Consider the following 15,499-nt stretch of genomic DNA (forward strand, 5'->3'; position numbering starts at 1 on the left):
TATCTAGTTTTATGGGCTAAGATTGATATTTGTTAAATAAGACCGCTTTCATGTAAAAAAGTTTACAAAGAATTCACAATTCTCTCCGGTACCGACATTTTTGTTTTATACAATAGTATTTGTAAAAGAAAGGTCGTGTAATATGGCATATAAACCACGTTCGGTACCGGAAGAGTTAAAGGTTCTTAGGATCTTAAATAATCGAATGGATTTTACATCGGAGCAGCAAAAGTACTATCTTTATAAAGAGAAAGGTTTTGAAGGGGAGGTCCGGTTTGATTTATTAGAAGAGCAACTGCAAAGTGATTGCTTAATTTTAAATGATTTGAATCTTGAAGTTAATAACACATCGTTCCAGCTTGATACTTCAATTATTTTCCAAGACACTTTTTATTTCTTTGAGGTTAAAAATTATGAAGGGGATTATTGTTATCGGGAGGAACGATTCGAAACAAACTTTGGAAAGATTATTAAAAATCCTCTTGACCAGATAAAAAGGAGCAACTCCTTACTCCTCCAATTATTTCAAGTACTTGGCTTTTCCCAAACTATTGATGCTTGCGTTGTATTTGTAAACCCGGAGTTTTTCTTGTATCAAGCTCCAATAGATAAGCCCATTTTCTATCCTCCACAGTTAAAACAGCTTATGAGAAAACTAGATAATGAGCCATCTAAATTAACGAATCGGCATAAAAGGATTGCGGATAAGCTCATTTCATTGCATCAGGTTAAGTCCCCTTATTCCCATACAAAGATTCCGACTTATGATTATGAAAGGTTACGTAAAGGTTTCACTTGTTCAAAGTGTAATTCATTTTTATGCTCTATTACAAGTGGAAAGCTTGTATGTGCTGATTGTGGACAAGTGGAAATAGTGGAGTCTGCTGTTTTAAGAAGTGTGGGAGAAATTAAGCTGTTGTTTCCGGATAAAAGGATTACGACTAATTGTGTTTACGAGTGGTGCGGGGTGGTAGAGTCTAAAAAGGTAATTAATAGAATTTTAATAAAGCGGTTTTCACGGATTGGGCATGGTAAGTTTTCGTACTATGTTGACAAATAATTAATACTATGGTGATACGGGGGGGCTTGCATATGTCCTTCGGGTGCTCTATGCGGACATTTTGGCTTTAGTTCCGACTCTTTTTGTCCTCATGAACGTTCCATGCGGACATCTTTGCCTTTGCTCCAGCTCTTTTTGTCCTCATGAACGCTCTATGCGGACATCTTGGCTTTAGTTCCGACTCTTTTTGTCCTCATGAACGTTCCATGCGGACATCTTGGCTTTAGTTCCGACTCTTTTTGTCCTCATGAACGTTCTATGCGGACATCTTTGCCTTTGCTCCGGCTCTTTTTGTCCTCATGAACGTTCTATGCGGACATCTTTGCCTTTGCTCCAGCTCTTTTTGTCCTCATGAACGTTCCATGCGGACATCTTTGCTTTAGTTCCGACTCTTTTTGTCCTCATGAACGTTCTATGCGGACATCTTTGCCTTTGCTCCGGCTCTTTTTGTCCTCATGAACGTTCTATGCGGACATCTTTGCTTTAGTTCCGACTCTTTTTGTCCTCATGAACGTTCTATGCGGACATCTTTGCCTTTGCTCCGGCTCTTTTTGTCCTCACGAACGTTCTATGCGGACATCTTTGCCTTTGCTCCAGCTCTTTTTGTCCTCATGAACGTTCCATGCGGACATCTTGGCTTTAGTTCCGACTCTTTTTGTCCTCATGAACGTTCCATACGGACATCTTTGCCTTTGCCCCAGCTCTTTTTGTCCTCATGAACGTTCCATGCGGACATTTTGGCTTTAGTTCCGACTCTTTTTGTCCTCATGAACGTTCCATGCGGACATATTTAGCCCAGTCCCACATCCCCATGTTCTCAAATATTTCAAATTCAAAAATTATCCAAAACCTTCCCATGGATATCCCCTAGCCGATGCGGCGGGCATACCTTTAACATCCCATCAATCACCGTCACATTTGCTTCATTTACTCCAACGACATGAATGTCCACTACATGCTCCGACCGTTGCACCGCAACCACTTCGAATAGAAACTCAACTGTCCCATAATGATACTTGGGACGATCGGCTTTTCAAAAGGGGTTTGGGAAGCATAATCATGCTGTATATAAAGTGGATTTGCATCATCAGTCAGTCCAAGGAATAAAAGGAGATCCTTGTCTTCAATTTTTTCCGTTAATGACAACCTTTCACCAACACTAATTTCTTCAATTCTTCGGCCTAGCTTTCTTTTTTTTCCTAATAACATCAAAATACACCCCTTAGTGTGAGCGGTTACAAAAGAAAACAAAAAAATTCGGAGACCGTTTGTGATCCCCGAATCTAAAAAATTTATTAGACTAATACTTGCATTACATTTCGGACAGATTCGGCTGATTTGTCTAATGCTGCCTTCTCCTCAGCAGTTAAATCTAATTCGATTACCTTTTCAATCCCATTTGCACCAAGGATTGTTGGTACACCAAGATAAATTCCCTCATAGCCAAACTCACCTTCTAGGTATGCAATGGATGGTAACACACGGCGTTGATCTTTAAGAATAGCTTCACACATTTCCACTAATGAAGCAGCCGGTGCGTAGTAAGCACTTCCGTTACCTAAAAGATTTACGATTTCGCCGCCACCCTTTCTAGTACGTTCCACAATCGCATCTAAACGATCTTTAGAAATTAACGTTTCTAATGGAATACCGCCCGCATAGGAGTAGCGTACAAGTGGAACCATATCGTCGCCATGGCCGCCAAGAACGAAGCCCGTAACATCTTTAACAGAAACATTTAATTCTTGAGCAACAAATGTCCGGAACCGAGCTGTATCAAGAACACCAGATTGACCGATAACACGATTTTTAGGGAAACCAGATTCCTTGAATACAGTGTAAGTCATCGCGTCAACTGGGTTAGTTAAAACAACAATTGTACAGTTTGGAGAGTATTTTACGATCTCTTGTGTAACACTTTTCATCACTTTTTGGTTTGTTTGCACTAAATCATCACGACTCATGCCTGGCTTACGTGCAATACCAGCTGTAATCACAACGATATCGGAATCACGTGTGTCCTCATAGTTAGATGTACCAGTAACGTTGGCATCAAAACCTTGTACAGGACTAGCTTCAAGCATATCTAATGCTTTACCTTTTGTAGGGTTTTCCATTGGAGCGATATCAACTAAAACAACATCTCCAAGTTCCTTTTGAGCTAGTAAAAATGCAGTTGTCGCACCAGTAAAACCGCCGCCGATAACAGAAATCTTTTTACGTTTTAATGACATTTTAAGCTCTCCCCTTAAACGTATTAGTTTTTTTAAAACATATACATACAGACAGGGGCTGTTTATAACAGCCCCTGTTCCTGATAAAGCATTTAGAGAACAAAGGTCTTTTAGAAACTCATGTGCTTTGTGCAAGCAAAATGATTATTCCATGTTCTTAATAAGCTCATCACCAAACTCCGAAGTTTTTACTTCGGTTGCACCTTCCATTAAACGGGCAAAGTCATATGTTACAACTTTAGATGCAATTGTTTTTTCTACTGATTTAATTACCATAGTTGCCGCTTCATTCCAGCCTAAGTGCTCAAGTAATAGCACGCCTGATAAAATAACAGATGATGGATTTACTTTATCTAGACCAGCGTATTTAGGGGCAGTACCATGTGTTGCTTCAAAGATTGCATGCCCTGTTTCATAGTTGATATTAGCTCCTGGAGCAATTCCAATACCACCAACTTGTGCTGCAAGGGCATCAGAAATATAGTCGCCGTTTAAGTTTAATGTCGCCACAACATCGAACTCGCGTGGACGTGTAAGGATTTGTTGTAAGAAAATATCAGCAATCGCATCTTTCACGATGATTTTACCAGCAGCTTCAGCATCAGCTTGAGCTTTGTTCGCAGCATCTGTGCCTTGTTCTGCTTTAATACGGTCATATTGTGACCAAGTGAACACTTTATCACCGAATTCTTTTTCTGCAAGAGCATAGCCCCAGTTTTTAAATGCGCCTTCAGTGAATTTCATGATATTCCCTTTATGCACAAGTGTAACAGACTTACGTCCTTCTTTAATTGCATAGTTAATTGCCGCACGAACTAGACGATTTGTTCCTTCTTCAGAAACCGGCTTGATGCCAATTCCGGAAGTTTCAGGGAATCTAATTTTGTTAACACCTAATTCATTTTGTAAGAAGTCAATAACCTTCTTTACTGCTTCTGTTCCTTTTTCATATTCAATACCGGCATAAATATCTTCAGTATTTTCACGGAAAATGACCATATCAGTATCTTCTGGACGCTTAACTGGTGAAGGAACGCCTTCAAACCATCTTACTGGACGTAAGCAAACAAATAAATCTAACTCTTGACGCAGAGCAACGTTTAAGGAACGAATTCCTCCGCCAACAGGAGTGGTTAATGGACCTTTGATTGCAATTAGATACTCATTGATCACATCAAGTGTTTCTTTAGGAAGCCACTCACCGGTTTGGTTAAAAGCCTTTTCGCCAGCTAGAACTTCCTTCCAGATTAATTTGCGCTCGCCTTTATAGGCTTTTTCTACAGCTGCATTGAGAACTCTCTCTGAAGCAGCCCAAATATCAGGACCGATACCGTCCCCTTCGATAAATGGAATAATCGGATGGTTTGGTACATTTAATACGCCGTTTGTAACTGTAATTTTTTCGCCTTGCATTTGTAAATCTCCCTCCTGGTATGTAAAAAACCTTAAACTTTGTTCGAGATCTATCAAAAGACTGAATCAAAGGTTAGAGAGATTAACCTCTAACCTTTATTAATTCAATACTATTGAATCAATTTTTTGAAAAAAAGTAAAATATTAAACTCTTTGCTCAATTGGCACATATTTTTGCATGCCTGGGCCGGTATATTCCGCACGTGGACGGATCAAACGGTTATTTTCATATTGTTCTAGGATATGAGCTAACCAGCCTGATACACGGCTTACAGCAAAGATTGGTGTCATTAAATCATGGTCGATTCCTAAGCTATGGTATACAGAAGCTGAATAAAAATCAACGTTTGGCGGTAAATTCTTTTCGCCTGTAACAATGGCTTCAATCTGAACCGACATATCATACCAGTGCGGTGCACCAGTTAGCTCTGTTAGCTTTTTAGACATTTTTTTCAAGTGCTTGGCACGAGGATCACCTTTACGATATACTCTGTGGCCAAAGCCCATGATTTTTTCTTTGTTGGCAAGCTTGCCTCGAACATATGGTTCTACGTTTTCGAGTGTGCTAATTTCAGTTAACATTTTCATTACCGCTTCGTTAGCACCGCCATGAAGCGGCCCTTTTAAAGCACCAATAGCTGATGTGACACCTGAATAAACATCAGATAACGTTGCAACACATACGCGGGCAGTGAAGGTAGATGCATTCAATTCATGATCCGCATGTAACACCAATGCCTTATTCATCGCTTCTTCCGCAATTGGTTCAGGTTCTTTGCCGGTTAACATATATAAGAAATTGGCTGCAAAGCTTAAATCTTTTCTTGGTGCTACTGGTTCAAGCCCTTTTCTAACACGGGCGAACGTAGTAACAATTGCCGGCATTTTCGCTTGCAGGCGAACTGCTTTTCGATAGTTGGCTTCATCGTCCATTAAGTCCGCTTCGTCATCATATAAACCTAATAATGAAACGGCTGAACGAAGGGCAGCCATAGGATGTACCTTTTGAATTGGATACATCTTAAAATGCTCAATGACTTCATCTGGCAGTGCTGAGTTTTCAGCCAGCTGTGTTTTTAACTCTGCTAATTCTTCTGCATTTGGTAATCTCCGATGCCATAATAAATAAATGACCTCTTCAAAGCTGGCATTTACGGCTAAGTCATCAATGTCATAGCCAACATATGTCAGTGTGTCATCAATAATAGAGCTTATGGAAGATGTTGTAGCCACTACCCCTTCAAGACCGCGTGTTACTGTCATAGAAAAATCTCTCCTCACATTCTAAATTTCCCCATCTTTCTAAAAACCTAACTGCTGACATTCACTAACAGTCAGCTCATCATTACACTTATGCCTGATAAGACAGTTATATTTTCCTTACGGCAAAAATACTTATTTCAACTAAAAGCAATGATCAGTTTCAGTTGAGTTAAAAGCTTGTTATATGGTATTTGACTTAGTCAAGTGACGCCCATCTTTTTCTTCTTTTTATGGACTGAGCGATTGCTCGGAATCAATCCAAGAAGTGTTTCTTATTAAAAATGATTTAAAAAAAAGATTTTAAAAGTAATTCACCATTTATATATAGTTTATGTAAATAAGGATACGCTTACAAGCCTATTATAAACAATTATCAGATTTTTGTGAATGGAAAGACACCGAAAAAAGCAAAAAAATATTATTTTACAAAAAATCTAGGTGAAAAAACCAAAAATTTTCATGGCAGTATAGGCGATTCCAGCACCAATCAAAGGCCCTACTGCTACACCCTTAAATATAGAAACAGATAGAATCGTACCTAGTACTAATGCGGTAGTGATCTGCGGGTCATCTGCCAACAGTTTGACACCACCCTTTGCAAGTAATGCCACCAGCATCCCCGAAATAAGTGCAATCCAAGCATATGGGGACTTAAAGGATGAGGTTAAGTCTTTAAAGCCGATATCCCCGCTGGCAATTGGGGCCAGTACAGCAATAGTAATCAGTGTTACCCCCCAATTAATTCCCTTTGACTGTATGAAGGAAAAGGATTTAGCCTCCAAACCCCCAGCCTTCAATAATAGCAGGACTGCAATAGCGATCATCAAGGAACTATTTTTCGCAATTAATCCGATGACGAGTAAAAGCAAGAGAAATAATAATGACTCGCTTAACATTGTTCACCAATCCTTTCCAAATTATCTTAACATACTATTTTTTTAAAGTCTGGAAGTGCCATCTGTCTTTTTTCTTTTTTATAATCTAGTGAAACTTTCTCTTAGCTGGTTCGTAATATTTTCAGAGAATAAATTTTCTGGAAAATTATGCAGCTTTGGTCATAAAATGTTAAACTGAAGTTACTAATTACAATAGGAGGGCTGTTTTTGGAGCTTAAATATATATACCGGACCATACGATTCCTACTCGTAGTTGGCGGTGTGTGTTTGGCGTTGTATCTGTTTTATTTTTTATCAAAAGTTACGTATCCATTTTTAATAGGTCTTATCATAGCCTTTCTGATTAATCCTTTAGTCGATCTCCTTGAGAAAAAGGCAAAAATGCCACGCGGTCTTGCTGTCCTAATCTCATTAATCGTGATATTTGCTTCTTGTGCTGGTTTAATTACGCTTTTAGTCGCAGAGATTGTCTCTGGTGCTGCCTACTTGGCCACAGTAGTTCCGGAACATCTTGATACACTGATTAATTATTTAGAGGATTATTTTACAGCCCAAATTATTCCCTTATACAACCAATTAACAAGTGTCTTTAATAAACTGGAAGCCGGCCAACAAGACACGATTATTGGTAATATTCAAAATGTAGGGGCAAAAATCGGCTCAACGGTTGGGACATTTATTAAAAATCTATTTGGAAATATCCCTAATATCCTTTCTTGGTTTCCCAACGCTGCTACTGTCCTCATTTTCTCTTTATTAGCAACCTTCTTTATCAGCAAGGATTGGTATCACTTGTCTGCAATGGGCGGCAGAATACTTCCACAAAAAGCGAAAACAAGTAGTAAGACGGTTTTCATCGACTTAAAAAAGGCGTTATTCGGTTTTATTAAAGCGCAGCTTACACTTATTTCGATTACAACTGTCATTATTCTAATAGGTTTGCTTATCCTTAGAGTAGATTATGCTATTACCATAGCATTAGCAACAGGAATTGTTGATATCATTCCCTACTTGGGAACAGGAGCCGTCTTTGTACCATGGATTATCTATGCTTTCATTAACGGTGATATGGGGCTTGCCATTGGTTTAGGTGTTCTTTATATTATTGTCCTTGTACAGCGTCAGATTATGGAGCCAAAGATCCTTTCATCTAGTATCGGCCTAGATCCATTAGCTACCCTTATTGCCTTATTTGTTGGCTTTAAATTAATAGGATTTTTAGGATTAATTATTGGGCCAGTTACCCTTGTAATTATCAGCACACTTTATCGTGCAAATGTTTTCCATGATGTCTGGACGTATATTAAAGGTCCAAATATTTGATTTACCCAAGAGATTTAAGAAGAAGATTATAAAAAAACGTCAGCCCCAAAGGGATGCTGACGTTTTTTATTTACACAATTAAAAAGTACTTAACGTTTATAGTACACTTGCATGACCGTTGTAGACGATTCCTCTTGTTGCATCAACGGTAATTTCCTGACCATCTTTAAATAACTCAAGGGCACGGTCCACTCCAACGATGACTGGAATGCTCAAGTTAAGGCCAACTACAGCAGCATGGCTGGTTAATCCACCTTCTTGAGTAATAAGTGCTGCACACTTTTCAAGTGCAGGCATCATATCACGATCGGTTCCGATTGTAACAAGGATCGTTCCTGGCTTAACTTTATCCAATGCTTCCTTTGCATCATGTGCCACGACTACTTTACCAAAAGCAGAACGGCGTCCAATGCCTTGGGCCTTTGTAATGATGTCCCCAACCACATGAATCTTCATTAAGTTCGTTGTGCCTGCTTCTCCAACAGGTACGCCAGCAGTGATGACAACTAAATCACCATGTTTTACAAGACCGCTTTCTAGGCTGGATTCAACAGCTGTATCCAGCATTTCATCTGTAGTTGTTGAAGTTCTGCCTAGCTGTGAATATACACCCCACACCAGTTGTAACCGACGAACAGTATGCTCATTAGCTGTCACCGCAACAATAGCTGCTTTTGGACGATATTTAGAAATCATTTTAGCCGTGTGACCACTCTCTGTTGGTGTAATAATCGACTTAACCTCAAGATTTAAAGCGGTATGGGCTACAGATTGTCCAATTGCATCGGTAAGATTGTGCTCAGTGTCCCTACTGCGGCTTGATAAGATTTCTCTATGATCCAAAGCTTGTTCCGCTCTTGAAGCAATGTTATGCATGGTTTGTACGGCTTCTACAGGGTATTGTCCTGCAGCTGTTTCACCAGATAACATAATAGCATCGGTACCATCAAAAATGGCATTGGCAACGTCACTCGCTTCTGCACGAGTTGGTCTAGGGTTACGCTGCATAGAATCAAGCATTTGCGTAGCTGTAATAACAGGTTTTCCTAGGGCATTACACTTCTTAATGAGCATTTTTTGCACAAGTGGTACTTCTTCAGCAGGAATTTCTACGCCAAGGTCTCCACGCGCAACCATTAAACCATCAGAAATTTCAAGAATTTCATCGATGTTATCAACGCCTTCTTGATTTTCAATTTTAGGGATAATATGAATGTTTGTTCCATTATTTTCTTCTAATAGCTGACGAATTTCTAATACATCTTTCGCGCGGCGAACAAATGATGCTGCGATGAAATCAACACCCTGCTCAATCCCAAATAAAATATCCTGGGTGTCTTTTTCTGTTATCCCTGGTAAATTAACCGATACTCCAGGAACGTTTACACCTTTTTTATTCTTTAATGTACCGCTATTTAAAATTTTAGTATAGATTTCTTTTTCAGCCTGATTGATTTCGATTACTTCAAGACCGATTAATCCATCGTCTAAAAGAATTCTTGAGCCTACATGTACATCTTCAATTAGTCCAGGGTATGTAACAGAAAATTTCTCAGTCGTACCTTCTACCTCTGTCATGGAAATAATGATATTTTTACCAGCTTCAAGCTCAATTGCTCCGTTTTGCATATTGTTGGTACGAATTTCCGGCCCCTTTGTGTCGAGCAGGATGGCTACAGTCTTTCCAGTTTGCTTTGAGGCTTCGCGAATATTTTTGATTCTTGCCCCATGTTCTTCAAAATCTCCATGAGAAAAATTTAATCGGGCAACATTCATACCCGAATTAATTAATTGAGTTAATTTTTCCACTGATTCACTTGCAGGTCCAATCGTACAAACGATTTTTGTTTTTCGTAGCATGCTTTTTTCCTCCTATTTTAGAAAAGACAACTTCAATTTCCTATATTGATAACTCCTTAGATAATCTAAATAATTCAAGATCGAGCGTATGTTTTTTCTCTAAGGCCTCAATAATATCGTAGTCAACAAGCTTATTATTTTCAATTCCTACGGCACGTCCGCCTTTTCCTTCAATTAGCAGTTCAACCGCGCGTGCTCCAAGCCTGCTGGCTAGCACTCTATCTGCTACGGTTGGTGAACCGCCGCGCTGGATATGCCCCAACACTGAAACTCTTGTATCAAATTCAGTGGTTTCTTTAAGCTGGCGTGCAAATTCGTAACCACTGCATACGCCTTCTGCCACGACAATAATACTATGCTTTTTGCCACGTTCATGTCCACTGCGCAGCCTTTCAGCCACTTCTCTCATATCATAATTTTCTTCAGGAATTAATATGGTTTCCGCGCCGCCGGCAAGTCCAGCCCATAATGCTATGTCACCAGCATTACGTCCCATTACTTCAATAACAAATGTTCTTTCATGGGATGTTGCTGTATCACGAATTTTATCAATTGCATTGATGACTGTATTAAGGGCCGTATCAAAGCCGATAGTTAATTCTGTTCCTGGGATATCATTATCTATCGTTCCAGGTACTCCAACACATGGATATCCTTGCTCAGTTAAGGCTTTAGCGCCGCGGTAGGAACCGTCACCACCAATTACAACAAGTCCCTCAATACCGTGGGCAAGAAGCTGCTCAATCCCTTTTTTTTGTACTTCTTTATTTGCAAATTCCGGCAGACGGGCAGACTGAAGCATGGTTCCTCCGCGGTGAATGATATCGCCAACAGAACCAAGCTCAAGTTTTTTTATATTTCCGCTAACTAATCCCGCATAGCCGCCATAAATACCATAAACATCTACATTATGAAAAATTGCTTTACGGACAACAGCCCGTATGGCTGGATTCATCCCCGGGGAATCTCCCCCACTTGTAAGTACACCTATTTTTTTCATGTTTTTCACCTCAGAAATAAATTTGAACCGTATGTACACTTTGTTAGTAAAAGAATTAATTATGCCTACACTTTTAGTACTTTATTATTATTAACATAAAACCCTCGAATATTTATAAAATAACATGAAGAAAACGCGTTAACAACCGATTCATATTAGTAATTATAATAGACGGAATAGTTAGTAAACTGGCAGCGCTTCAAATCTGTTTGTAATCGTTATCTTTAACAATTTAAGGTATTTTCCGTGAATAATCTGTGAACAAAGAAAAAGCGGAAGCGCCCGTTTAGCGCACGACAGGACTGGAGCCCATCGACTGAGATAAAGGAAACACGAAGAGCGTTAGCTTTTTCGTGTTGACTTATCGTAGGGAGATGGGCGAAGTCGTCTCGTCGCTGGGCGCTGGAGCTGGACAACTCACATAATTAAAAAACGTGCCCGTGGAGAGCACGATTTTTTAATTTACACTAATGTAATCTTTCGCAACTGTGTATTCGCCAATGGTTCTAAACCGGTTATACCGGTCTGCTATTAATTCTTCTTCTGATAGTTTTAATAAGTCTGTTAGTGAAGCTTTCAGCATCTTCTCAATTTCCTCTGCCTGCTGTTTCACGTCCTTTTGAGCTCCACCCTTAATTTCTGGAATAATATCATCAATAATGCCCAGATCTTTTAGGTCAGGAGCGGTAATTCGCATGGTTTCAGCTGCATTTTTTGCAAGAGACGCATCCTTCCATAAAATAGCGGCTGCACCTTCAGGAGAAATAACGGAGTAAGTTGAATTTTCGAGCATATAAATACGGTTGCCAACGCCAAGCGCTAAGGCACCGCCGCTGCCCCCCTCACCAATCACAACGCAAATAACCGGGACCCGAAGACCCGCCATTTCAAACAAATTCCGAGCAATGGCTTCGCTTTGACCTCGTTCTTCTGCCGCTTTTCCTGGATAAGCTCCTTTTGTGTCAATAAAGCAAATAATCGGGCGATTAAATTTATCAGCCTGCTTCATTAATCGCAATGCTTTTCGGTAGCCTTCAGGATGAGGCATTCCAAAATTTCTGCGAATGTTTTCTTTCGTATCTTTCCCGCGCTGATGACCAATAACTGTAACAGGTAATCCTTTAAATTTGGCAACACCACCAACAATAGCCTCATCATCGGCAAAGGTCCTGTCACCATGGCACTCAAAAAAGCCGTCAAAGAGATAAGAAATATAATCAAGTGTTGTTGGCCTGCTGGCTAGACGGGCAATTTGAACCCTGTCCCAGGGTTTAATATTTTCATATATATCCTGTTCAAGTTTTTCTAGCCGGGCCTCTAACTTTTTGATTTCATGACTTAAATCAACATCTGCTGTTTTAGTGAACTCTTTTATTTCAGCAATTTTCTTTCTTAACTCCACAATAGGGCGTTCGAATTCTAATTCTCCTACCAATCAAGTTCACCTCCAGATTGATGAATGTCTAATATGTTGGTAATTTGATCCACCATTTCCAAACGAGGAATAATCGCATCTAACTGTCCATGCTTTAGGAGAAACTCAGCGGTTTGGAAGTCCTCAGGCAATTCCTCACGAATAGATTGTTCAATAACTCTTCGGCCGGCAAAGGCAATTAATGCTCCTGGTTCGGCAAAGTTATAATCCCCCAAGGAGGCAAAGCTTGCAGAAACCCCGCCTGTTGTCGGGTGAGTCATAATTGAGATAATAAGTCCGCCATTATTACTAAATCTCTTTAAGGCAACACTTGTCTTGGCCATTTGCATCAAACTCAAAGCACCTTCTTGCATTCTCGCCCCGCCTGATGCCGTAAAGATAATAAATGGAAGTGACAGTTCATCTGCTTTTTCAATCGCCAGGGTTATTTTTTCACCAACGACTGAACCCATACTCCCCATTCGGAACGAGGCATCCATAATAGCCAAGACAATTTTATGACCGTTAACAGACCCCATGCCAGTTACAACCGCTTCATTTAGATTGGTTTTTTGCCGGTCTTTTTCAAGCTTCTCTAGATAGTCCGGAAAATTAAGTGGGTTTATTGAAATCATTTCTTCGTTTAATTCCACAAAAGTTTCTTCGTCAATAAAACTATCGACCCGCTCTTTTGCTGTCATTTGAAAATGATAGCCGCAATGCAGGCATACCTTTGCGTTTTTGACTAATTCTTTTGTATACATAATTTTCTTACATGAAGGACACTTAGACATAATTCCTTCAGGCACATCACTTTTAGCCGTTTCTGGAATAGTTGCATATTTTTTCTTTTTTGGTTGATTTTTTGTAAAAAGATCTTTAAGCGCCAAATTAAAACCTCCCTTGTGTAACGCGACTGCCATTGGCAGGATTCTCCAAATTACTGCTATTATAGAAGTCTTTCTATCCTGCCTTTACTTCATACCTATTGGATTCAAACGTGGTCAGACCAGTATTAGACTAAAAAATAGCCATCCTAACAGGCTTGTATAACTTTCACTATAAAATAAACATAGTTCAAAATCTGTTAGTATTTGTCGGTAGAGTTTGACAAATTTCGAAGTTTTTTATACGCAGATAGTGTTTTTTCAAGATCCTTTTCGGCTAAAGCGATTGTTAATTTAAGATAATATTCCCGCTTAAAGGTCAGATGATTTTCTTCAAGTGAATGATAATACTCTTTTAAGATAGACCACAACCGCAAGAATAAGTGGTTATCGGACAGTTCCATTATTCTCTGAAAAAATTCATCATCAGAGAAGTGTTCCGACTTTTCAACCCAATCCTTAATCTTGTTTATTTCCTGATTATCCGCTTTTTGGAGTACTAAATGCAAGCAATCCATTTCAATATAGTTTTTGGTTTCAAACACATCACGTATTGCTTTTTGGTCCTGCAAAATAAAAGTGCTAAGGAGTTGAACCAGCTGATGACCGCGAAAATCTCTGATAAACGTTCCCTCGCCTCTTCTTGTCTCAATTAAACCAAGAAGCTCTAATGCTCTTAATGCTTCGCGAACGGAAGAGCGCCCGAAATTCAGGCGCTCCGACAATTCACGTTCAGATGGAATTTTATCACCTGTCTTAAGACCGGCAATTGTAATCATTTCTCTTAAGTGCTTCACAATCTCTAAATAAACTTTGGAATTCGTCACTTACGAAATCACTCACTTTTACCAATGATTGCGAGCCTTTGCGTTCTTTCCTTTACGTCTTCAGGGTCAACTTTAAGACGGGCTACACCTGTTTCCATAGCCGCCTTGGCCACTGCAGCAGCAACATTTGGTGCTACCCTTGGGTCAAAAGGTGCTGGGATGACATAGTCTGCATGTAGTTCATCTTCGTTGATTAGGCCGGCAATAGCCTCTACTGCTGCTACCTTCATTTTTTCATTAATATGTGTTGCCCGAACATCAAGGGCTCCACGGAAAATCCCAGGGAATGCTAGGACGTTGTTTACCTGGTTCGGAAAGTCAGAGCGACCTGTTCCGACGACTTTTGCCCCTGCTGCTTTGGCTTCTTCCGGCATTATTTCTGGATCAGGATTCGCCATGGCAAAAATAATCGAGTCTTGGTTCATCGAAGCAACCATTTCCTTGGTCAGTGCTCCGGCAACCGATACACCAATAAAGACATCTGCACCTTTTATGACATCGGCGAGACTTCCTTGTTGATTATCTCGGTTGGTGAATTTCGCTACTTCTGCTTTGACTGAGTTCATCCCATGCGGCCGGCCTTCATAAATTGCGCCTTTTGTATCGCACATGATAATGTCTCTAACTCCATAGCTATATAACAACTTGATAATTGCAATACCAGCAGCTCCTGCCCCACTTGCAACTACCTTAATTTCAGTTATTTTCTTTCCTATAAGTTTAAGGGCGTTGACTAGTCCTGCTACCGTAACAATCGCTGTACCATGCTGGTCATCATGAAAAATAGGAATATTGGCTTCCCTTTTCAATCTTTCCTCGATCACAAAACAGTTGGGAGCTGCGATATCTTCGAGATTCACTCCTCCAAAGGTTGGTTCCAACAACTTAACGGTTTCAACAATTTTATCCACATCTGTTGTGTTTAAACAGATCGGAAAGGCATCCACACCGGCAAAGCTTTTGAAAAGAACGGCTTTACCCTCCATAACTGGAAGTGCAGCTTCTGGTCCAATATTGCCAAGTCCTAAAACGGCAGTACCGTCGGAAACAACCGCAACCATATTTCCTTTCATGGTATAATCATAGACAGTTTCAGGTTTTTCATAGATGTCCTTACATGGCTCCGCCACACCAGGTGAATAAGCTAAACTTAAATCATGAGCATTTCGAACTGGAACCTTTGATTTTGACTCTAATTTCCCCTTATGAATTCGATGCATATGTAATGCTTCTTCACGTAAAGTCAAGAACTGTCACCCCTAATATATATATAATATCAATACCCAATAATTAATTGCCAGCTGTAGTGGTCAGACCACACT

At 39.8% G+C, this 15,499-nt stretch carries 12 protein-coding genes and 1 pseudogene; 2 read left to right on the forward strand and 11 right to left on the reverse strand.

Features of this window, described 5'->3' with window-relative positions; all coding sequences use genetic code 11:
• Window positions 1–142 precede the first annotated feature (142 nt).
• Window positions 143–1,060, forward strand: coding sequence for a nuclease-related domain-containing protein (locus M3226_RS06640; RefSeq protein ID WP_251563735.1), 918 nt, complete (start codon window positions 143–145; stop codon window positions 1,058–1,060).
• A gap of 832 nt (window positions 1,061–1,892) precedes the next feature.
• On the opposite strand, the pseudogene M3226_RS06645 reads toward M3226_RS06640, so the two are convergent.
• From M3226_RS06645 to M3226_RS06665, 5 genes and pseudogenes are all read right to left on the reverse strand, one after another.
• Window positions 1,893–2,269: pseudogene (locus M3226_RS06645) on the reverse strand (MaoC family dehydratase).
• Between the two features lie 86 nt (window positions 2,270–2,355).
• Complete coding sequence (gene mdh, locus M3226_RS06650; protein ID WP_251563737.1) at window positions 2,356–3,294, reverse strand: malate dehydrogenase; 939 nt, start codon at window positions 3,292–3,294, stop codon at window positions 2,356–2,358.
• 144 nt (window positions 3,295–3,438) lie between these two features.
• On the reverse strand, window positions 3,439–4,707 hold the full coding sequence (gene icd / locus M3226_RS06655) for an NADP-dependent isocitrate dehydrogenase (protein WP_251563739.1): 1,269 nt from the start codon (window positions 4,705–4,707) through the stop codon (window positions 3,439–3,441).
• 144 nt (window positions 4,708–4,851) lie between these two features.
• Window positions 4,852–5,970: a citrate synthase gene (citZ, locus tag M3226_RS06660; RefSeq protein WP_251563741.1), complete on the reverse strand. Its 1,119-nt coding sequence runs from the start codon at window positions 5,968–5,970 to the stop codon at window positions 4,852–4,854.
• Window positions 5,971–6,404: 434 nt separating this feature from the next.
• A complete protein-coding gene (locus tag M3226_RS06665) occupies window positions 6,405–6,866 on the reverse strand; it encodes a DUF441 domain-containing protein (protein ID WP_251563743.1) in 462 nt (153 codons plus the stop codon).
• A 207-nt stretch (window positions 6,867–7,073) separates the two neighbouring features.
• Between M3226_RS06665 and ytvI the strand changes: the two genes are divergently transcribed.
• The gene (gene ytvI / locus M3226_RS06670) at window positions 7,074–8,189 is read left to right on the forward strand and encodes a sporulation integral membrane protein YtvI (RefSeq protein WP_251563745.1); all 1,116 of its coding nucleotides are present in this window, start codon (window positions 7,074–7,076) and stop codon (window positions 8,187–8,189) included.
• 96 nt (window positions 8,190–8,285) lie between these two features.
• On the opposite strand, the gene pyk is transcribed toward ytvI, so the two are convergent.
• The 6 genes from pyk to M3226_RS06700 all read right to left on the reverse strand — a co-directional run bounded on the left by pyk (window position 8,286) and on the right by M3226_RS06700 (window position 15,424).
• Window positions 8,286–10,049: a pyruvate kinase gene (gene pyk, locus M3226_RS06675; protein WP_251563747.1), complete on the reverse strand. Its 1,764-nt coding sequence runs from the start codon at window positions 10,047–10,049 to the stop codon at window positions 8,286–8,288.
• Window positions 10,050–10,089: 40 nt separating this feature from the next.
• Window positions 10,090–11,049: a 6-phosphofructokinase gene (gene pfkA / locus M3226_RS06680; RefSeq protein ID WP_251563749.1), complete on the reverse strand. Its 960-nt coding sequence runs from the start codon at window positions 11,047–11,049 to the stop codon at window positions 10,090–10,092.
• 457 nt (window positions 11,050–11,506) lie between these two features.
• Window positions 11,507–12,484, reverse strand: coding sequence for an acetyl-CoA carboxylase carboxyl transferase subunit alpha (gene accA, locus M3226_RS06685; protein ID WP_251563751.1), 978 nt, complete (start codon window positions 12,482–12,484; stop codon window positions 11,507–11,509).
• Window positions 12,478–13,386, reverse strand: a complete 909-nt coding sequence (gene accD / locus M3226_RS06690; RefSeq protein WP_251563753.1) for an acetyl-CoA carboxylase, carboxyltransferase subunit beta — start codon at window positions 13,384–13,386, stop codon at window positions 12,478–12,480. Before accD ends, accA begins: the two co-directional genes overlap by 7 nt.
• Before the next feature lie 164 nt (window positions 13,387–13,550).
• Entirely contained in the window at window positions 13,551–14,177 is a 627-nt protein-coding gene (locus tag M3226_RS06695) for a FadR/GntR family transcriptional regulator (protein WP_308211932.1), read from the reverse strand.
• A gap of 8 nt (window positions 14,178–14,185) precedes the next feature.
• The gene (locus tag M3226_RS06700; RefSeq protein ID WP_098532792.1) at window positions 14,186–15,424 is read right to left on the reverse strand and encodes an NAD(P)-dependent malic enzyme; all 1,239 of its coding nucleotides are present in this window, start codon (window positions 15,422–15,424) and stop codon (window positions 14,186–14,188) included.
• Window positions 15,425–15,499: the final 75 nt, after the last annotated feature.

This window comes from Neobacillus cucumis (genome assembly GCF_023715505.1).

Excerpts from the sequence above, each read along its gene's own strand:
- mdh (WP_251563737.1), bottom strand. The coding sequence starts at position 3,294 with ATGTCATTAAAACGTAAAAAGATTTCTGTTATCGGCGGCGGTTTTACT.
- M3226_RS06640 (WP_251563735.1), top strand. The coding sequence starts at position 143 with ATGGCATATAAACCACGTTCGGTACCGGAAGAGTTAAAGGTTCTTAGG.
- accD (WP_251563753.1), bottom strand. The coding sequence starts at position 13,386 with ATGGCAGTCGCGTTACACAAGGGAGGTTTTAATTTGGCGCTTAAAGAT.
- pyk (WP_251563747.1), bottom strand. The coding sequence starts at position 10,049 with ATGCTACGAAAAACAAAAATCGTTTGTACGATTGGACCTGCAAGTGAA.
- pfkA (WP_251563749.1), bottom strand. The coding sequence starts at position 11,049 with ATGAAAAAAATAGGTGTACTTACAAGTGGGGGAGATTCCCCGGGGATG.
- M3226_RS06665 (WP_251563743.1), bottom strand. The coding sequence starts at position 6,866 with ATGTTAAGCGAGTCATTATTATTTCTCTTGCTTTTACTCGTCATCGGA.
- citZ (WP_251563741.1), bottom strand. The coding sequence starts at position 5,970 with ATGACAGTAACACGCGGTCTTGAAGGGGTAGTGGCTACAACATCTTCC.
- icd (WP_251563739.1), bottom strand. The coding sequence starts at position 4,707 with ATGCAAGGCGAAAAAATTACAGTTACAAACGGCGTATTAAATGTACCA.